This window comes from Tepidibacter thalassicus DSM 15285 (genome assembly GCF_900129915.1).
GTDB lineage: Bacteria > Bacillota > Clostridia > Peptostreptococcales > Peptostreptococcaceae > Tepidibacter > Tepidibacter thalassicus.
The window spans coordinates 1-19,005 of sequence record NZ_FQXH01000025.1 but is presented as its reverse complement, the minus strand read 5'-3'; the positions used below and the strand labels follow the sequence as shown (position 1 = coordinate 19,005).

Below are 19,005 nucleotides of genomic sequence, written 5' to 3'. Positions count from 1 at the left end.
GATTATTGTTATTAATATAAAAGTAACTCACTATAAGTGAGCTAAATATCAGAGTTATATGCTATTCTTAAAATCAAAATACGTAATCAATTTCCATACTAAACAGAACTTTATTCTATTTTAAATAAGTGTAAAAACAGAAATTTTATTATTTTAAAAAACTTAAGCTGAATTAAACAATCCTACTTAAGTTTCCTATTTAATAGTATTAGTTGAGAATCACACCGAAATAATTTGTTATTTGGAATTTATGTCCAAATAACTCTATTATAGCATACAATAGAAAAAAACATTTGTAAAGCATTTTTCATACAATTTAATATATTTTTAAAATTCAAAATACAGTTTTAAAATAAGTAACATTATCTCTTTTGACTGCATTCCATACCATGTCATCTGCTAGAAAAGTATAGGATTACATCTAAATAACGACCAAATTTTAGTAAAATATAGTAAACCATCACGTTTACCCCTTTTTTGTCTTGAAATACTTTCATCTCCTCTAATTCCGATGACATTTAAATCCCATTTATATTTTTCAATTCCGTCTATAAGGGGTGTACTGGCACATAGCCATCAATCTTTATAAAATCTAATTATGTATTTCTTAAACAATACATAATTTTAATACTCTACTTCTAGCAAATATAATCCTTTAGCTGGAGCTATTGGACCTGCCAATTTTCTATCTTTACTCAATAAAATATAATTAACATTTTCTGGTTCCATATTTCCAAGTCCTACCTCTAAAAGAGTTCCAACTATAATTCTTACCATATTATACAAAAATCCATTTCCATGAACTATTATTTCTATCAAATTACCTTTTTCTATTATATCTATTGAATAGATAGTCCTTATATTGGATTTCTTTTTAGATTTTGAGGATCTAAAACTTGTAAAATCATGTTCTCCAATAATAAATAAAGAAGCTTTTTTCATAGCGTCTATATCTAACTTTTCAGATATATGTGTTGTATATTTTCTAAGAAAAGGATTGAGATATATATCATTATATATTTTATATATATACTTTTTTGAAGAAGCATTATATCTTGAATGAAACCTTTCTTCAACTTCTTCAATATTTGTAACTACTATATCTTGTGGAAGATATTTGTATAAATATTCTATCATTTCTGAAGTAGTCATTTTTGAGTTAGTTTTAAAATTTGCTACTTGTCCTAAAGCATGAACTCCTACATCTGTTCTTCCAGAGCCTATTATCTCTATTTTTTCACTTGTCATTTTTGAAAGTACATTCTCTATTTTAGATTGTATTGTCATATCAGTATGTCCAAGCCTTTGCCATCCACTATACCTTGACCCATCATATTGAATAGTCAACTTAATATTTCTCATTTTTATTACATCCTTTCTGTTTAAAGTTTTATTTTAACTTTAGTTCCTTTTCCTTTTTCGCTTTCTATATTCATATCTCCTCCATGAAGTTTTATTATTTCGTAAGATATGGAAAGTCCTAATCCGCTTCCTGATTTATTAGGGTCTTCTTGATAGAACTTTTTCATAACTTTTTTAATATTTTGCTTTTCTATTCCTTCTCCATTATCTTCAACTTCTATAAATACATGATTTTCACTTTGAAAAACTTTAACATGTATGTATCCATTTGTTTTTGTAAATTTCAAAGAATTTTCAATTAAGTTTATGAAAACTTGTTTCAATCGATTACTGTCTCCTTTGATTTCTTTTATATCATTTATAATTTTTAATGAAAGATTTATATTTTTTTCATTAGCTCTTAATTTAAATTGATTTACTATGTTTTCTAAAAGACTTTTTATATTAACATTTTCAATATTGATATGAATGTTTCCGCCTTGTATTTTCGAAAAATCAAGTAACTCTTCTACTAATTTGATAAGTCTATCTGTTTCGTCTTGTATTATTTTAAGCCCAATTTTAATTTCTTCTTCATCACCTCAGTAAGAAAGTGTTTCACTCCAACCTTTTATAGATGTGAGAGGAGTTCTCAATTCGTGAGATATAGATGATATAAATTCATTTTTTATTTGTTCACTTTTTTCAATTTCTTCAGCCATATAGCTAAATGTTTTGGCAAGTTCACCAATTTCATCATTTGATAGTTTTTTTGGTCTTGCTTTGTAGTTACCACTGGCCAATTCTGTTGCAGCATTTTTAAGTTCAGTTATGGGATCAACTATACTTTTACCAAGAACTAAACTAAAAATTAGAACAAAAGTAAGAACTGATAATCCAGCAATAAAAACAATTATTTCTATACTAATAAGTGATTTCTTTATCTTTTCAGTAGATACACTATACCTTAATATTCCTTCTGTTTTTTCATTAAATTTAAGAGGTATAGAAACAGCCATTATACTTTCACCTTGTTCTCCTTGTGTCCCTTTAAATACATATAAATTTCCTTTAAGGGCTTCCTTAACATCTAAAGTGTCTATTTTTTCTTTTGTATAGAAACCATATGAATCAACTAATACCCTTTTATTATTATCAATAACTTGTATCTTTGTTTTTTCATCTTTTAAAATAAGATTCTTATAAATATGTCTTATTTTATTTTCAAATGGAGCATAGGCCATATATTTATTATAAAAATCAGAAGATAAATTAGCTTTATTTAATAGATAATATTCAACTGAATTATAGTAATAATTTCTTACGTAGAAAATAAAAAAAGCTTCTAGAACGAAAACAGTCATAAAAATTATTATACACGAATTTAAAAGTATTTTCTTTTTTATGCCATTCAAATTAATCTTCCTTTCTTAGACAATAGCCATATCCCCATACTGTTTGAATGTATTTGGGTTTTGATGGATTTTCTTCTATCTTACTTCTAATTCTCCTAATATTAACATCTACAATTTTTAAATCTCCAATATAATTTTTCCCCCATATTGCATCTAAAAGTTCATCCCTGCTTATAGATTTTCCCTCATTTTTAATTAAATATCTTATTATAGAGAATTCAGTTGGTGTTATTTCTATTTCTCTATCTTCTTTAAATAATTTTCTCTGACTTAAGTCTAAAGTAAAAGGATTACATATTATTAATTGATCTTGAGAATTGTCCTTTTTTACTCTTCTTAAAAGAGCGTTAATTCTTGCTAATAGTTCTTTTGGACTAAAAGGCTTAACTATATAATCATCAGCACCAGAATTTAAACCAATTATCTTATCATTTTCTTGTCCTTTAGCTGTTAGCATTATAATTCCAATGTTATCATAATTTTCTCTTATAAATTTACATACCTGGATTCCACTTATACCAGGAAGCATAACATCTAATAAAGCAATATCTATTTTGTTTGTTTTAACTTTTTCTATAGCTTCTTCTCCCGTAGGTGCTTCAATAACCTCATACCCTTCTCTTTTTAGATTAATACTAACAAAGCTTCTTATTCCAATTTCATCCTCTAAAACTAATACCTTAAAACTCATGTAATCACCTCAAGTTTAATATAACAATTTAAAATTTTTGTGTATATTTTCTCTATCTACATAAAAATCTTTATTTCTATCTAGATATTTATTATTTAAGAATGCAACAAAAACTGTCTTTTTATTTTCACCTAAATATATAAACTTTTTATTTTTTTCATTTAGTTTTTTCTCTTCTTTTTTCCAGTTATTTTTCTCAAAATACTCTATAGTTAATAGTTCATTTTTTATATTTTTACTTTTTTCTAAGCTATAAAAAACTACTCTTTTTTGATTATTAATATTATATTCTTTTAGGGTAAACTTATCTTTCCAGTTTTGTGGCAAATCAAATCTATAACCTTCATCATAATCATAATAGTTTTCAACAACAAAACGTAAGCCTTCTTTTTCATCCCATTTATACCAAGTATTAAGCCATGGTAGGGGTACGGCCACATAGCCATCAAGCTAAGGATTTTCAATAAGTGATGTTTAATATAATTTATAATAAATCAATTTCACTCCTGTAAATATATCTCAATATTTAAATTTATTTACAAATTATGTTTGGATTTTTGCATATCAAAAAAACTCATGAAAAACATAATTTTTTTGAAGACATGAGGCTTAATTTATATTATAATTAAATTGGTTTATGCGGCGATATTACACTTTTTTTCTTGGTTGTTATAGCAGACTCCAAGGATATCAAAAAAGGTTTTTTTACCTTTACGGTGTGATTTTCGCCCATTTTTATGTATACTTTTAAAAACTGATATTAATAATTCAAAAGAAGTTAAATGATCTTTCATAAAAGAAAGATAGATTTTCTGAATATATTGACTTATAATAGCTGCACTTTTAATTTCACTAGCTTCTAAATGATATTTTTCTAAAAGAAGAGATCTCATTTTAAACATAATTATAGAACTTAAAACTAATAAAATAAGCTTCCCATAAAGTTGACATTTGAACCTTTGGATTTTTACAGGTTTCACAGCAGATATACAAAAGATAGATTTCCATATTTTAAATATTATTTCCACCTGCCATCTTAAGGAATAAATTTCATGTATCTGATTATTTGGTAGCACATCACTTTTTATATTCGATATGTACACAGTTATTCTCATTAATTCAATTGTATTTTTACTCTTTGTTATACCTTTCTTTTTAGCGTTTTTTTCTACTTTTTCTTTTCTTTCAACAAATTGCTTTTTAGTAAGTTTATAAATAATAATTCGCTCTTTTCTTTTCTCAACTCTTCCCACAAAGGCATCATTTATTTCTAAAATTTCACCTTCGCTCATTTGATTTGCTATATCTGCTAGATTAATTCTTTTATAGAGAGTAGATTTTCTGGGTTTTCCATTTTTATAATACTCTACATTCTCATTTTTAACATAAACTGCTATATTAGGTTTAAGTCTTGAAACATAGAAAGCTTTCTTTTTCTCTAAATCCTCAAAGCCCTTGAAACTAAAGTATCCTAAGTCTCTTAAAGAAAGATCCCCTGGTCTAAATGTATCTTTTATTTGGCTTCCAAAGGTATTATCATTCCCTTTTCCTGGACCTATATCTATATGCATAAAATTCCCTGTTTTTAATTCGTATTCAAGTTGTATTTTAACTCCCGATATTTGTGCATTTCCTCCTGAACCAGGATATTCATTTTTATATATTTCAGGAACTTGAAAAGCTGTAGAATCAGCTATTCTAATTCTTTTAAAATGTTCATCCCATAAAGATGCTACCCCTTGATTAGATAGAATATTGTTTTGCATAAGCCTTGTAAATACTTCTTTTAAAAACTCAACAGCAGTGTCATTCAAACGCTGATCTATTGCTTGAGATGATACTTCTAAGTCTAATGTTGAACTTAAATTAGCACTCATTGTTACAAGTGTATTTTTTGATATATCAAGTTTAGAAAATGCACATAAATAAAGGAATTGCCAAGCTTTGATTTTTCCTTCTCTTTTGATAAAACCTACGTCTCTTGCAATTTGCTCTATTTCTTCTTTTGAAATGACTTTCAATATTTCTTGAACTATGTGTTTCATGTTTTTTTCCAGTAAATTTTCTTTTATCATAAGATGCTACTCCTCTCTAGATAATTTGTAAGTAGCATCATTTTACTATTTTTTTGACGAATAGGGGATACTTTTTTCTTAGCTTGATGGCTATGTGGCCATACCCCATTATGAGATAACAGATTATTACCTGAAAATGTAATGGGAACAAGATACTATGCACCGATATTAGTAAAATTCAAAGAAGGAAAAGACCTAGCAGTAAAACCCGAAGGAGATTTATACATAGCCCATATAACAGGAGAAAAGCCAAAGACAGCAGTAAGAGTAGATTTTAGAATGAAGAATATTAATCCAAGATTTGCAATTAATTTAATGCGTAAAAATAAGATTGAAGAATTATCAAAATTTAAAATTTGGATATACAGAATTTTAGGTAGTTTCTGGATATTAATTACTATAATGTGGATAAAATTCATATAAATTAGCTTGTTGTTATCCAACTTCATTTTAAGAGGATATTATGGTCCTAGATAGAATCTATAAAATAAATTATTAGCTTTAATAAAAAAAAGTAGACTTTCTCCAACTGCTTTCAAGTATAGCTTGGGCTATTGTTTTTTTATAATTTTCTCCTTTCAAGTTATTTAAATTAAAAACATGACTATTAATAAACTTATTACAGTAATATCTGTTATTGCCGTTAAAGAAGAATTTACAATCAATTCTTTTTAGCAGATCCTATAAGGTGGTAAAAATGGTATAATAATAAAAAGCAAATCGTATTCATTGAAAAGAGGAATTTATATGAGGTTTAGAAAAAAAGAGTATATAATTTTATAGAGGAAGGTATTTTGCTATGTTATTATGGATTATGTTTTTTGTTGGAACTTTAATATTTGTTTCAGGATTATATCTTTTTGTAAAAAACTATAAGAATGGAAAATACATCAAAGGATATGGATTACTTACTTATGTAGGGATTGTTATGGTGTTACTTGGAGTGATTTTATTAATAGAACCTGTATTTACAAGTTTACCTGGAAATTTACCTAAAACAGTACCATTAGTTATAACTATATGCACTTGTATAATAGTAAGTAAATTATTGCTAGAACCAACATTTTTAAAACCTAAAATAAAAAGGGGTGTATTTATAAAAAATTGTACTCAGTGCAATAAGAAATTTTCATTTTACAATAGATTAAAGGTTCTTATTAATGGATATTTGAAATGTTCACACTGTAATGCCATTTATGAGCCTAAACACAATGTATATAGAGGAATATATTTTGGTATTATTTTTATTGCAACTATAATTGTATTTAATCATATCATTATTTTAAATAACTTTATGCTACAAATTAAATTGCAAACATTAATAATAATAATAACTTATCCTTTGTTTGATTTGTTGCCTCATAGATGGCAAAGATATGAAAAGATTAATTAGAATTATTCCCACAATCTTTGCAAAGTATCCCGTCTTATATGGGAAGTACATTTATAACCCTTATAAATGACGAAATTGATGTTAGTATAACATTGTAGACACGAAAAGCCGAACACTTTAAAATAAAGATAAGAAAAGGAAGTGTTAATAATGGCTATGGGTATATTCGCTAGGTATAAGAGCTATAATAACAAAGAAATTTAGGCCTATGCTTTCAAAGAATACAATGAATTAGTAGTGACTATGTAAAATAAATAAAGCATTTGTTCAGTAAATACTATTTATAAATATGAAATATGATTCATTTTATTAATATTTGAAATGAGGGTGAGAAGGATGAAGTTATCAAAAGTATTATTGGCAATTAGTGGTACGATGTTTGTGATTGCAGTTCTTTTTTTTGTATATGCATTAAATCATCCAGAAGGATTTATTAATATTCCCGTAATAGGCATTAAAAGATTGTATCTTATATATGTTTTAGTAATGATATTACTTTTTGTTGTATCAAAATTATTGAAAAAATATATGAAAAATCATTTAACTTCTTTATTATTTTTATTTTTTTAATGACTTTTGCCATTCTCCAATTTTTTTAATCATATTTTCAAAATCTTTATTATTTTTTATTATGCTTACATTAGTAAATTTTTTAATCTTGTTCATTAACTCTTTTTTTGTTATTAAATGAAATTTAATTATATAAATCATAAATTTAATATATCCGTCTGTACTTTTTTGTTTTTTATATTTACTAGCTTTATAGATATTTTTAGGAAGTAAATGCTTTTCTCCAAAAAATATTCTTAAAATTCTTTTCGTAGCTTGATACAGGCACTTAAATAAAGATTTATCCATATAAATTATGTGTGTGCAATTATTTAATCTTATATTTAACGTTGAAATAAAGTTTCCATCAATAAACCAGCTATCTTGATTTACTATATATTTTATTTTTTTATTAAATTCATCCATAGACATTTCTTTCCAATCTTCCGACCAAAATATATCATCTAAATGATATATCTTTATGTTATGTTTTTCTTCTAAAATATTCGAAAAATATGTTTTTCCACTCCCAGGGGAACCTATTATTATGGTTTTTTTAAAATCCATTATAAACTCCTTTATGATTTGACTTTATATACATTTTGTTTTTTATCTTCATTTTCCTGCAAACATTTCACCAAAAGCTTCTATTAAAATCAAAGATATATATAACACAAAAGCTTTAATTTATATTTTAGAAAATAATACCATATTTATTTTTGAAAATCAACATTTTTTGGATGTTTATACATTATTTAAAATATTTTTGAAACCAAAATTGAAACCATTATTTATTTATTTTTGAATATAAATATGATATAGCTAATAGTAACAATATTTATAAAAAAGTTTTATGTATTGATGTAGATCCACAAGGAAATCTTACAAATAATTTTGGAATAGATGCTCAAAAAATAGCAACAGTTAAAGAAATACCTAACTTAGATATTATTTTTAATACAGTTATTCCTGTTAATATAAAACTTTCTGAAAGTGAATTAGAGAATAAACCTATAAATATTTTTGATACAAATAGTACAGGGTATAAAGCATATAAAAATCTTACAGATGAGTTAATAGAAAGGATGTAATAATATGAGTAATAGATTCAAAAATAAGGACAAATTTAATAACAATATTGATGATATTCTTAATGCTGGAAAAGAATTAAATAATGAAATAAAAAAAGACACAAAAGAATACGATAAACTTGAAACCAATTTTGAATACAATAATACATCCATTAACACTTCTAAAGATGTAATATTTTTAGAAAAACAAGAAAAAGATGAAATGGTAAGAGTAAGTTTTTATATTAAGAAAAGTCAGCACGAGCTATTAAAAAAATATGCTAAAAAGACAAATAGAAATAAAAATGAATTTGTTAGATATATGATTGATAAATTTTTTGCTGCTGTAAAAAAATAATAAATACAAATTACATGATAAAAATGTTAAATAAAAGTAGTAGATAAAAAAATCTAGTATCTTTAAAAATACTAGATTTTTTTATCTAAAATTATAGTATAATTATATTAAAATTCTAAAATAAGGTTGTGATAAACTTGAGAAAATGTATAACACTACTACTTCTCATATCAGTAGCACACATAATAATAAAATTTTTGACAGAAACTCGCGAAGATCAAATTAGAAATAAGATTAAAGAAATGGGTGGCAAGGTCATTTCTATAGATAGAAATAACTCTTATATCAAGGAAGTTAATAAAATAATGAAAAAAAAGAGATTTATTATTCATTCAGTATATAAAGTTGTATATATTTTGAACAATAAAGAGAGAATTGCTTATGTGGTTGTGTATAGAGATTTTGTTATAGTTCCCGGAAAACTATATAAGTGCGATTGGGTTGAAGATAGTAATTAACTAGTATGATGTAGAGGTTAATTAATGTGAATGTTAAGGGTAAGTAGAATTATATATGCATATTATTAGACCTATATAATCGTGAAATCATTGGGTATGCTGATGGTAAATAAGTTTAAAATAGCCATGGCCTAGTAACTTTATCGGAGGATCTAGGCTTTTTTTATTTAGAAAGAATTTTTCTAATTTGTGTTTCACAAATATCATATTTAAGAGAAAGTTCTGGCAATATCCTTATAAGAAACTGGAATATCTTCAATATTTAAAGTGTTTTTCACCTTAACATTTCCAATAAATTTATATAAAAATTAAGTTATACTTGAAATAGGATATACTTTAAACTAGCCATGGCTATTGATTTATAGCATATTTGAATTAAAAAATTGAATTATAAAAATATAAATCAAGTAACTACTCTACATTTTCATTTTGGAAAATTAGTTGCTTGATTTAAAAAAGAGAGGTGAACAAAAGTACCGTTGGCTTGCGGTATAGCATTGTAGAGATATGCTATTATGTACACTAATATTTGTAAAAATATTGAGTGTATAAATAAAATCTATAATTTTTATATATTTATTTAGATTTTTATAGATTTTATAAAGCTGATTTTTTGAAGAAAAAATTTATTGATGGAATAATAGTACTTGTTGGGTTGTATGTAGTTAAAAGAATTGATTTTAATAGGGATAATTATTATATGTATCTTTTTGCTTGTTCATGTATTGTATTTGCACTACTATGGACTAATTATTATTTTTTTTATGGCAAAAATAATGATTAAAAATGAAAAATAAACTAATCTTTAAAAATGTTTTTAGAGATTAGTTTCAGGGTTTTTTTATAAAACCCCATGGCACGGAATTTCATAAATTAATTTGTGAAAAAAGATGATTTTATGAATATATTAAAGGAATAGAGTACAACTTTTATGTACCCTGTTCTTTTTTTATTTTTAGTATAATAGAGTTACAAAAGTAATACTTTAGAAACACTTATTAAGGGGGGATGAAATTGGATAGAAATGAGTTTAATGAACTTGATATTTTAAATCAAATTGAGTATTTTAATAAAAAACTCAAAGAAAATTTATCTATAAGTAAAATATGTAAAAATATTGGAATAGCGAGAACTACTGTAACAGATAGATTTAAAATCTAATTTTATAATTGCTTATCTCAATGTATATTAATTTATAATATAAGTATTTCATAACTCAACTTTATTAAATTCAAACTTTTCTCCATATTTTAATTCAATCTCTTTAATAAATATCTTATTCTTATCAAATACTTGAATAAATTCTTCTGATCCCTTCCTAATTTTAAATTTATTTGAAGAATTATTTGATATTTTCCCTGCAATTACTATATATTGTTTATTTTGTATTGTTTCAGATTTCAATTTGAATATTTGTAAAGGTTGATTGTTGCTACTAGAATCTTCAAATTTATATTTTTTATTTCCTATATTGTTAAATATTGCATACCCATAATATATATCATGATTTTTTTTATTTATATAACTAAATATTATAACATTTTTATTATCTATTTCTTTTTGGGCTAATACTTTAAAGTTGTTAGCAATTTTCTCATATGTTTTTTAAAATAAAAATCCATATTATTAGTTATATTTTTATTTTCTACAAATTTATGATTAAATGTTACTAAAAAACAAGTTAATATTAATGCAAAAATAATTAACTTCTTATTTTTCATATATATTATCTCTCTCTTTAATTACTTTAAACGATGTCTGAGCCCATGGCGATATTATCTGTACTGTATTATCTATATTTTAACATTTTAATATATTAATACCCATCTTTATTATTTCTTCTCATAACTACAAAAAAGAAATAGAGTATAAACCCAATTCACCCTATTCCTTTTTTATTTTAAATTTCTTATGTACTCAAAATATTTCTATTTACCTGATCGCTATCGCGTTTTGATGAGATATATCGTTTCCTTTATTTAGATCAATACTTATATTTTGGGGATAAATCAAAAACATAGTGATTATAAAGAATATTAGACAACTTAAAAATATATTTTTTTCACTCGTTTTTAAAAATTTAATAAATGCATATAATCTTTTCCCTCTACCTAAATACTGGGGTACAGGAAAAAGGTCTGCTGCTGATGGTACAAAATGGGACATGTATGAACAGAATCTTTTATCTGAATATCATATTAGATATGGTGGATATGGTGGGATTGGTTATTACCATGTATCTGATTTATACATAGCTCTTTTTAGTCGTTTTATACCATGTGGCGTATGGGAAGGTGTTTATATACTCGATGAATTTATAAAGAATGATTCAAATATACAACCAAATATTGTTCATGCAGATACTCAAGGTCAAAATACAACAATATTCGGACTATCATTTTTACTAGGAATAGATTTGATGCCTCGAATTAGAAACTGGAAAAAGTTAGACTTATGTAAACCCGATAAAAGCATCAAATGTAAACATATAGATGAAATTTTTTCTGATTATATAGATTTCGATATTATAAAAACTTACTTACCAGATATGTTGAGAATTGTTTTATCCATAAAAATGGGAAGGATAGCTCCCTCAACAATTTTAAAGAAACTCGGAAGTTATAGTAGACAAAATAAACTATACCAAGCATTTAAAGAATTAGGAAGAGCCATCAGAACCATATTTTTATTAAAATATATTTCTGATATAGATTTAAGAACCACTATACAAGAAGCTACAAACAAAAATGAATCTTTCAACGGATTTATAAAGTGGTTATTTTTTGGTGGTGAAGGTATTATTGCTGAAAACAATAGAGATGAACAAAGAAAAATCATAAAGTATAATCACCTTGTTGCCAATTGTGTTATTTTTTACAATGTTTATCATATGTCAAAAATTTTACAAGAACTTATTATAAAAGGATATAAAATAGATGAAAATATACTTTCTTCATTGTCGCCCTACATTACAAGCCATATAAATAGATTTGGTGAATATAAGATAAATAAAAACAGAAACACTCCTTCGTTAAATTACGATATAGATATATTCAAAAGTACGGAGTAAAAAAGTTTTATTTCCATATTTTTACTCCCTGTTGCACTTTTTACACGAATCGTGGCCATACCCCTATATGATTTGCATTTGTTTTTATTAAATATTTTACTTAAATGTAACTATCAAACAAAATACACCTTTAATTGTAGTGTTTTGGGCTATGAATTTATTATCTGATGTTACTGTTGTTAATGTATATAAATTTTTATCATAATTTATTTCTTTTGTTAAATTTATTTTTTTCTTAGTATTCATGTCGAAACAAAATATATTTGAATTATTGCTATCATTTATAAATATATAATTTTTACACAAATTAATAGCAAATACATTATGCCCATTATTTTTTGAATTAATCAAATAAAGTTCTTTAATGCGATGATCATAAACATATACATTACTTATACCGTAATCTTCATGCCAAATTGTAAAATTATTATTTGATAAAATATTTTTAATCTTTATATTTTTAGGCATACTTAATATTTTATTTCGATTTTTATTTAAATCATATATATTTATGTATTTATTTTTATTATTACTAGTTATATAAGTAAGCTTATTATCTCTAATATAAGCTCTGTCATATGGAGATTCCAAATAAATGTTTTTATCAATAATCTTTATTTTGTTTTCTTTTATAGAATAAATAATCAAGCGCGGTTTTTTATTTACATATTCATACCAAGTTAAATGTTTATTTGTTACTTCAATGCTTGGTAAAATTTTAGAATTTGTATCTTTAGATGTTCTTATAACTTCTATTTTATTGTTATTAAGATTGAATTTATTTAAACTCCAATCATTCTGAGGAGTGAATTTTTCCCAAAATAAATAATTTTCATTAGCTCTTAATTCATTAATATATATATCAGAATCTAAATTGTTATCTTCATAAAGTAAGTCACAGTCTCCATTGTCTACATTGTATTTATATATATCTACTTTTTCTGCAAAATTAGACATATCTTTCATATATAGAACAGTGTAATAAACTTGATTTCCGTAAACAGTTTGATCTCCTATTTCTCCATCTTTAGGCACAGGTAATTTATATTCTTGTACATTTATGTTATTATAAATATTTTTAGATTTTTTTTTAATTAGGAATTGATGAGATATATCGTTTCCTTTATTTAGATCAATACTTGTATTTTGGGGATAAATCAAAAACATAGTGATTATAAAGAATATTAGACAACTTAAAAATATATTTTTTTTATTCATATATTTTTTGTATGCATAAGAAATTCATTATTAATTTAATGCATAATCTCCTTTCATAGATTAATAAAAATATAAATCCTTTCAGATTTTAATATTTTAATAACTGAGAGAATTTATATTTTAAAATACAATTATTATGGTAAATATATTAAATATCTAGATTCTTTTGAGATAGCGTTGTAAGCTTCTCTAAGAGATACTTCTCTTTGTCCGCTATATTTAGAGTTATAATTACAATCCATTAAACCAACTGTATCATCAGATCTATTTATAAAATCAACGCTTATATAATGACCTAAATTTTTACCGTTATAATAACTTAAATATTTTGTTTTTGAATGTAAAATAGGAGCAGCATCATACATCAAACTATAAGTTAAATTATCTTCGAATTCATCAATAGTCATATTAGAACCTGACTTGTACACATAGTTGTTGTCAGAATATTTATTGATTTCATTTTTCATTGAACTAACATAAGTTCCAATGTTTTTTCTAGTTCCCATATTACTACCTAAAGTTTCTTGTTTCTTTTTGTTACTACTCCCACTTACTCTATCTTCTTTATTCATACCATATAATATTTGTAATACACTAGCTGGTCCACAATAGTATCCATTTATTTGTTTAACATAAGGCATATCCACAAAAAAAACAGAGCCATTACCACCACGCTTTATTCTAATTGGAGATCTTTTTAATGTTCTTTCAGCCATATAGTCAATCATTTTTTGTCCTATTTCTTCTCCTAATTCATCTTTTTCCCTTTGAAACTCTTCATCATTTTGATATTGCTCAGTCAATTTTTTTTTCAATTCTTCTTTTTTATCTAAATTTAAATTAATACTGGTATCTGTGTCTGCATCATTTATAGTTTCATTTGCACAAATACTATTCATCGGAAAAACAAGTATTATACTAGCTAAAGATGTTGCTATAAATTTTTTTAATTTGTTATTCATAACTTAATCCCCTTTTCTAATTAATTTAAGATTTTCAGTTTCAAATGGCCATTTAAAAACTTAATAAAATCCTTTACATAGATAAAGACAAACGAAATAAAAAAAAGTTTCAACTTTTTTCTATTTTGTTTGTCTTTATTTATAAATAGCTAAATTAATGATGCAACAGATGACAATATTTATGACGTAGCTAAAGGAATATCAGGACTTCAACAGCATAATCTAGTAGATGTCATAAGACAGGATAATTTGAGTTTAAGTGAATAGAGAGGAGGGAAATTTAGATGGCTAAAAATTGTTCAAAAAAACAATTCTAAAACTCATCATTCAAACTCTCATATTTGAAATTAAAGGAAGTGTAAATGATGAGTTTTGATATAATGTTATAAAAATAAACTTTATACTAATAGGAATGATATTAATGCCTTGTATTCATGAATTTGGAATAATAGATAGTTTAGAAGATTATAATGAAGATAAGTATGAACCTAAAAAATATAATTGTATTTCTGTAGATGATGATTTTTTAACTGAAATATACCATGCTGGATTAAAAAATAAAATAAAAAACCTTGAAACATTTGCACATAATGTAAATAGACCATTTAAAGGCCTTGCATATTGTGGAATAACTTTAATACCAACACAATCTCTTAAATATTTTTTAGATATCATTGTTGAAACAAATTTGAAATATAAATCAAAAGAATTGAAAATGTTGATTGAAAAAATATTTATTGCAATTAAGGAAAACAAATGGATGATTCATTATGGAATTTGAAACAGAAAGTTTTATATACGATGATTCTTCTCCCCACGAAGGCGTTTTATTAACTCTCTTTAGATATTGACTATGCCTTAAACATAAATTCAAGGCATAGTCAATATCTAAATCACAAAATAGTGTTAAATTCTTACATATACTTCGCGTCTAGTGACATGCTTGCTAGTTCTACGCATATAAAAAGTGTAGCTCCGAAAGTTAGACATATAGCAAACTTTCGGAGGTGCACTTCAATATTCGGTTGCTTTTTTGTCTATTTATTAGTTTTTATACTTTTTAAAATTTTTTCTATATTATCAATTTGTTTTGATTTTATTTTTATTTTCTTAGGTAAAAAGAAAAATAAAAAATAAAAAATCATAACATATAATAATGTATTTATTATCTGAAATATAAATTCAATCATAAATAAATCTCCTTAAAAAATATATTTAGTGATTTGCTTCTATGTATCTATATTACTAATATTAGATAGAATAGTCAAATTCCATATTATAATGTTTTGAATAAAGTTTAACTAAACCATCTTTTAATTTCTTTAAGTTCACTATTTTCTATAGTATCTAGAGAATTAACGAAATTTTTCAAATACACTTAACATAAACCCACTCCTATAACTTATGTTTAATTTTTCAATCATATTATATCATGTATAAAATTTGTTGAAAAAACTTTAAATAAATTGTATACTTTGTATTAGGTAGTTTATGGAAATGTCTATAAAACTTTATACTTTAATCTTAAAATTATAATTAGAATTAAAAAAATAAAAAAGGAAGTAATAGTAATGATTAATAACGTTGAATTAAACAGGAAAAATATCATTTTAAATTTTATAATATTAGTATCAATATTATTTTTAATGTGTATTGAGATTTTTTTGTTTTTTTTAATATCTGATTCTATTGAATTTGGAAAACCTAATATTAATCCTTTGAATGAATTGATTGTTTTTTCTATTTTTTCTATTGTAAAATTTATATGTATATTTATAAATATTAAAATTATAAAACGCTACAATTTAAAATTTAATAGATTTATAATAATTTTAACAACTTTAATTAGTTTTAGTGTTTTTTGTATATCTTTAAGAAAAGAATACAATCTTTACTTAACTTTAAGAAATATTATACCTATTTTAACTAATGGATCAATATTAATAACAATAAAGCTAAATCAATTGACTAAACAGTAAACCGTAAATATTGTACATATAAAATAATATTTAAAGGAGAGTTATTTGTGAATGTTATGAAGTATAAAATAAGTAAATTAATTTCAGCAGTGTTAATATTAATATTTTTCATTTATTTCAATCTTATTAAAAATAATAATATTTCTGAAAGTAATTTAACCTTAAGCACAATCAATAAAACTAATCAAAAGATTAATAATAATAAACTTACATCACCTAATACAACGCTTGTATTGAATGGTTATGAATTTAATCTTACTCAAATTTTTAAAGAAGATCTTCTCTCGACATTAGATAAAGATGAATTGATAATTTTAAGAAATGCAATTTACGCAAAACATGGTTATATATTTACCCAAAAAAAATATAATGATTATTTTTTACAATTCAATTGGTATAAGCCAACTAGTAACAATGTATCACAATTATTGACTTCTGTTGATCATGATAATATTAAAAGAATAATTCAATTAGAGCAGGTATTAGAGAAATTAGAATTTAAAAGCAATAAACTAGGTTTTTCAATCACATTCCCCCATAATTGGAAAAATAAATATAAAATTGTTGAATATGATACGTATATGATTGTATATTTTAATCCTTCCAAAAATGTAGATTTCAAAGGTGGAGAATTCTTTCTAATAATTGATACTAAATCTAGCTATTTTAACCAAGAAAATTTCGACACAATTAGCGATAAAAACTTTTTTGAAATTGGCAACCGCCAGTACTATATATGCATTCCGACTGATTTTCCTTTACCCGAAAATCATCCAGAAATAGAATTATTTCTAAAAATGCAGTCTGATATACCTAATATTTTAAAAACAATAAAACCCTTATGAAAAGCTCCTACAATTTTACTTGTTGTTAATTTTATAGCACATCCTAATCCAACATGTCCTGAAATACTTTAATTATTCATCAGCTTGATAATGCACTTCAAAATATGAAATAATCTCATCGCATTTCACTTTGACAAAGCTTTTTGTAGAATCATCCCAAACATAAAATTCATAATTTATGTAACAAACTTTAAGATTAAGGAAGGTGTTTTTATTGAATAAAAATAAAATTATCTTTATATCTTTAACTATATTGATGATCATATATAGCATTTATACATATCCGTTAAATATTGAAAAAAATCATCAAGGTTTACTCGTATCTAAAATCAATAAAAATTTTAAAAAAATAATACATATTAAAATTAAAGGTAAATTATATAGAAAATTATTCTATAACCGTGATAAATTCAAAGGAATTATAGAAATAGATAATAAAGTATATGACTTAGATTTATTTTCTAATAAATCAAAAGAATATATGATTGGAGATATACAAATAAAAAAAAATAAAGAAATATTATTTATTACCATTCTCAATAACTTTAAGGAAGTATATATTTTTTCGAATAAAGAACCTACTATATACGTATATGCTCCAGCTAAAAATGAAAAAGATTGCATAGCAATTTATAAAAAAGTATTGAAACTAAGGAAACAAAAATATGCTAAATTGCAAAATGATAATTTTTAATTTTTATAATATAAAGAAATTAAATTTTAATATACAAAAAAGCCTAGATACTCCAATAAAATTACTAGGCCATGGCGAATAGTTTCTTTAGTTAATGTTTTTTTTAATGTTTTTTGTTTGAAATTATGTTTAACTTATTAATGTTGATATATTGTAAATTATGTTTAACTTTCAAGGTTTATTAAATCATATTTCGCAACTAGTTAAACATAAGTTATCTTATGTTTAACTAGTTATAAAAATTTACATAAAAGTATAACTGTTAAGATTAATCTACAATTATTAAAAAAAATTTATAAAAGTATATAATAAATAGAGAAAACAATACGACCAATAGAAACAATAATTTTTAAGAAAGGAATAATGAGATGATAAGCCCTATATTTTTTAGTTAATAACTACACACAAAAAAACAATTGATAGAATTCTAATAATAAGTATTTTTATGATTTCATTGATTATTGCTTTAAAATTAAAATCACACTTAGGTATTTTTATAACTTTTTTAGCATCTTACTTGATAAAAAAAATAAACCCTTAAAAAAGTATAATAATTATATCAAAAAAACCGCTAAAATCACAAAAAAAGATTACGTGGCTACGTCCTACTCTCCCAAGAGGTCTCCCTCCAAGTACCATCGGCGCTGAGGAGCTTAACTTCTGTGTTCGGAATGGGAACAGGTGTATCCTCCTTGCTATTGTAACCACATAATCTTTTTTAATGGAGCGGGTGAAGGGAATCGAACCCTCGCAACCGGCTTGGAAGGCCGGGGCTCTACCACTGAGCTACACCCGCATATTTTTTTTGGTTGCGGGGGTAGGACTTGAACCTACGACCTTCGGGTTATGAGCCCGACGAGCTACCAACTGCTCCACCCCGCGTCATT

25 protein-coding genes, 2 tRNA genes and 1 rRNA gene are annotated in these 19,005 nt (G+C 24.5%); 13 read left to right on the top strand and 15 right to left on the bottom strand.

Features of this window, described 5'->3' with window-relative positions; translation table 11 throughout:
* Positions 1-624 precede the first annotated feature (624 nt).
* The 6 genes from truA to BUA19_RS09485 all read right to left on the bottom strand — a co-directional run bounded on the left by truA (position 625) and on the right by BUA19_RS09485 (position 5,522).
* Entirely contained in the window at positions 625-1,362 is a 738-nt protein-coding gene (truA, locus tag BUA19_RS09505; RefSeq protein ID WP_072725954.1) for a tRNA pseudouridine(38-40) synthase TruA, read from the bottom strand.
* Between the two features lie 20 nt (positions 1,363-1,382).
* Positions 1,383-1,706, bottom strand: a complete 324-nt coding sequence (locus tag BUA19_RS11805; RefSeq protein ID WP_278280464.1) for a sensor histidine kinase — start codon at positions 1,704-1,706, stop codon at positions 1,383-1,385.
* Positions 1,707-1,943: 237 nt separating this feature from the next.
* Positions 1,944-2,756, bottom strand: coding sequence for a HAMP domain-containing protein (locus tag BUA19_RS11455; RefSeq protein WP_084602032.1), 813 nt, complete (start codon positions 2,754-2,756; stop codon positions 1,944-1,946).
* Position 2,757: 1 nt separating this feature from the next.
* Positions 2,758-3,447: a response regulator transcription factor gene (locus BUA19_RS09495; RefSeq protein ID WP_072725952.1), complete on the bottom strand. Its 690-nt coding sequence runs from the start codon at positions 3,445-3,447 to the stop codon at positions 2,758-2,760.
* Positions 3,448-3,462: 15 nt separating this feature from the next.
* Positions 3,463-3,885 (bottom strand): hypothetical protein, encoded by a 423-nt coding sequence (locus BUA19_RS09490; protein WP_072725950.1) that lies wholly within the window; start codon positions 3,883-3,885, stop codon positions 3,463-3,465.
* A gap of 197 nt (positions 3,886-4,082) precedes the next feature.
* Positions 4,083-5,522, bottom strand: coding sequence for an IS4 family transposase (locus BUA19_RS09485; RefSeq protein WP_072725949.1), 1,440 nt, complete (start codon positions 5,520-5,522; stop codon positions 4,083-4,085).
* 141 nt (positions 5,523-5,663) lie between these two features.
* On the opposite strand from BUA19_RS09485, the gene BUA19_RS09480 reads away from it, so the two are divergent.
* The 3 genes from BUA19_RS09480 (at position 5,664) to BUA19_RS09470 (ending at position 7,485) form a co-directional block, all read left to right on the top strand.
* Positions 5,664-5,945 (top strand): hypothetical protein, encoded by a 282-nt coding sequence (locus tag BUA19_RS09480; protein ID WP_072725947.1) that lies wholly within the window; start codon positions 5,664-5,666, stop codon positions 5,943-5,945.
* 376 nt (positions 5,946-6,321) lie between these two features.
* Positions 6,322-6,915, top strand: coding sequence for a C1 domain-containing protein (locus BUA19_RS09475; RefSeq protein ID WP_072725945.1), 594 nt, complete (start codon positions 6,322-6,324; stop codon positions 6,913-6,915).
* A gap of 336 nt (positions 6,916-7,251) precedes the next feature.
* On the top strand, positions 7,252-7,485 hold the full coding sequence (locus BUA19_RS09470; RefSeq protein WP_072725943.1) for a hypothetical protein: 234 nt from the start codon (positions 7,252-7,254) through the stop codon (positions 7,483-7,485).
* Here the strand turns inward: BUA19_RS09470 and BUA19_RS09465 are convergent.
* Positions 7,474-8,031 (bottom strand): P-loop NTPase family protein, encoded by a 558-nt coding sequence (locus tag BUA19_RS09465; RefSeq protein WP_072725941.1) that lies wholly within the window; start codon positions 8,029-8,031, stop codon positions 7,474-7,476. The genes BUA19_RS09470 and BUA19_RS09465 overlap by 12 nt on opposite strands.
* A 528-nt stretch (positions 8,032-8,559) precedes the next feature.
* Here BUA19_RS09465 and BUA19_RS09455 point away from each other — a divergent pair.
* From BUA19_RS09455 to BUA19_RS11795, 4 genes are all read left to right on the top strand, one after another.
* Complete coding sequence (locus tag BUA19_RS09455; protein WP_072725939.1) at positions 8,560-8,892, top strand: hypothetical protein; 333 nt, start codon at positions 8,560-8,562, stop codon at positions 8,890-8,892.
* A gap of 137 nt (positions 8,893-9,029) precedes the next feature.
* On the top strand, positions 9,030-9,350 hold the full coding sequence (locus BUA19_RS09450; RefSeq protein WP_072725938.1) for a hypothetical protein: 321 nt from the start codon (positions 9,030-9,032) through the stop codon (positions 9,348-9,350).
* A 613-nt stretch (positions 9,351-9,963) separates the two neighbouring features.
* Positions 9,964-10,134, top strand: coding sequence for a hypothetical protein (locus BUA19_RS11800; RefSeq protein WP_178137487.1), 171 nt, complete (start codon positions 9,964-9,966; stop codon positions 10,132-10,134).
* 230 nt (positions 10,135-10,364) lie between these two features.
* Positions 10,365-10,511, top strand: a complete 147-nt coding sequence (locus BUA19_RS11795) for a hypothetical protein (RefSeq protein ID WP_178137486.1) — start codon at positions 10,365-10,367, stop codon at positions 10,509-10,511.
* A 48-nt stretch (positions 10,512-10,559) separates the two neighbouring features.
* On the opposite strand, the gene BUA19_RS09445 is transcribed toward BUA19_RS11795, so the two are convergent.
* Together BUA19_RS09445 and BUA19_RS11790 are read right to left on the bottom strand one after the other, a co-directional pair.
* Positions 10,560-10,754 carry a hypothetical protein gene (locus tag BUA19_RS09445; RefSeq protein ID WP_072725936.1) on the bottom strand — a complete coding sequence of 65 codons (195 nt, stop codon included), beginning with the start codon at positions 10,752-10,754 and terminating at the stop codon, positions 10,560-10,562.
* Positions 10,755-10,915: 161 nt separating this feature from the next.
* Entirely contained in the window at positions 10,916-11,071 is a 156-nt protein-coding gene (locus BUA19_RS11790) for a hypothetical protein (RefSeq protein ID WP_178137485.1), read from the bottom strand.
* A 299-nt stretch (positions 11,072-11,370) separates the two neighbouring features.
* Here BUA19_RS11790 and BUA19_RS09440 point away from each other — a divergent pair, with 299 nt between their 5' ends.
* Positions 11,371-12,420, top strand: coding sequence for a Tn3 family transposase (locus BUA19_RS09440; protein WP_072725934.1), 1,050 nt, complete (start codon positions 11,371-11,373; stop codon positions 12,418-12,420).
* A gap of 96 nt (positions 12,421-12,516) precedes the next feature.
* Here BUA19_RS09440 and BUA19_RS09435 read toward each other — a convergent pair whose 3' ends face one another.
* Positions 12,517-13,455, bottom strand: a complete 939-nt coding sequence (locus BUA19_RS09435; RefSeq protein ID WP_178137484.1) for a hypothetical protein — start codon at positions 13,453-13,455, stop codon at positions 12,517-12,519.
* 317 nt (positions 13,456-13,772) lie between these two features.
* Entirely contained in the window at positions 13,773-14,600 is an 828-nt protein-coding gene (locus BUA19_RS09430; protein ID WP_072725931.1) for a cysteine peptidase family C39 domain-containing protein, read from the bottom strand.
* Positions 14,601-14,753: 153 nt separating this feature from the next.
* On the opposite strand from BUA19_RS09430, the gene BUA19_RS12175 reads away from it, so the two are divergent.
* On the top strand, positions 14,754-14,867 hold the full coding sequence (locus BUA19_RS12175; protein ID WP_456300357.1) for a DUF1659 domain-containing protein: 114 nt from the start codon (positions 14,754-14,756) through the stop codon (positions 14,865-14,867).
* Positions 14,868-15,021: 154 nt separating this feature from the next.
* Positions 15,022-15,381: a hypothetical protein gene (locus BUA19_RS09425; protein WP_072725929.1), complete on the top strand. Its 360-nt coding sequence runs from the start codon at positions 15,022-15,024 to the stop codon at positions 15,379-15,381.
* Between the two features lie 256 nt (positions 15,382-15,637).
* On the opposite strand, the gene BUA19_RS11785 is transcribed toward BUA19_RS09425, so the two are convergent.
* Positions 15,638-15,790, bottom strand: coding sequence for a hypothetical protein (locus BUA19_RS11785; protein ID WP_178137483.1), 153 nt, complete (start codon positions 15,788-15,790; stop codon positions 15,638-15,640).
* A 381-nt stretch (positions 15,791-16,171) separates the two neighbouring features.
* Here BUA19_RS11785 and BUA19_RS09420 point away from each other — a divergent pair, with 381 nt between their 5' ends.
* From BUA19_RS09420 to BUA19_RS11780, 3 genes are all read left to right on the top strand, one after another.
* The gene (locus BUA19_RS09420) at positions 16,172-16,579 is read left to right on the top strand and encodes a hypothetical protein (RefSeq protein WP_072725927.1); all 408 of its coding nucleotides are present in this window, start codon (positions 16,172-16,174) and stop codon (positions 16,577-16,579) included.
* A gap of 56 nt (positions 16,580-16,635) precedes the next feature.
* Complete coding sequence (locus BUA19_RS09415; protein ID WP_242939276.1) at positions 16,636-17,424, top strand: YARHG domain-containing protein; 789 nt, start codon at positions 16,636-16,638, stop codon at positions 17,422-17,424.
* Between the two features lie 214 nt (positions 17,425-17,638).
* Positions 17,639-18,118: a hypothetical protein gene (locus BUA19_RS11780; protein WP_178137482.1), complete on the top strand. Its 480-nt coding sequence runs from the start codon at positions 17,639-17,641 to the stop codon at positions 18,116-18,118.
* Between the two features lie 592 nt (positions 18,119-18,710).
* Here BUA19_RS11780 and rrf read toward each other — a convergent pair.
* The 3 genes from rrf to BUA19_RS09390 all read right to left on the bottom strand — a co-directional run bounded on the left by rrf (position 18,711) and on the right by BUA19_RS09390 (position 19,000).
* A 5S ribosomal RNA gene (gene rrf, locus BUA19_RS09400) occupies positions 18,711-18,827 on the bottom strand.
* Between the two features lie 13 nt (positions 18,828-18,840).
* Positions 18,841-18,914, bottom strand: a tRNA-Gly gene (locus BUA19_RS09395).
* Positions 18,915-18,924: 10 nt separating this feature from the next.
* Positions 18,925-19,000, bottom strand: a tRNA-Met gene (locus BUA19_RS09390).
* Positions 19,001-19,005: the final 5 nt, after the last annotated feature.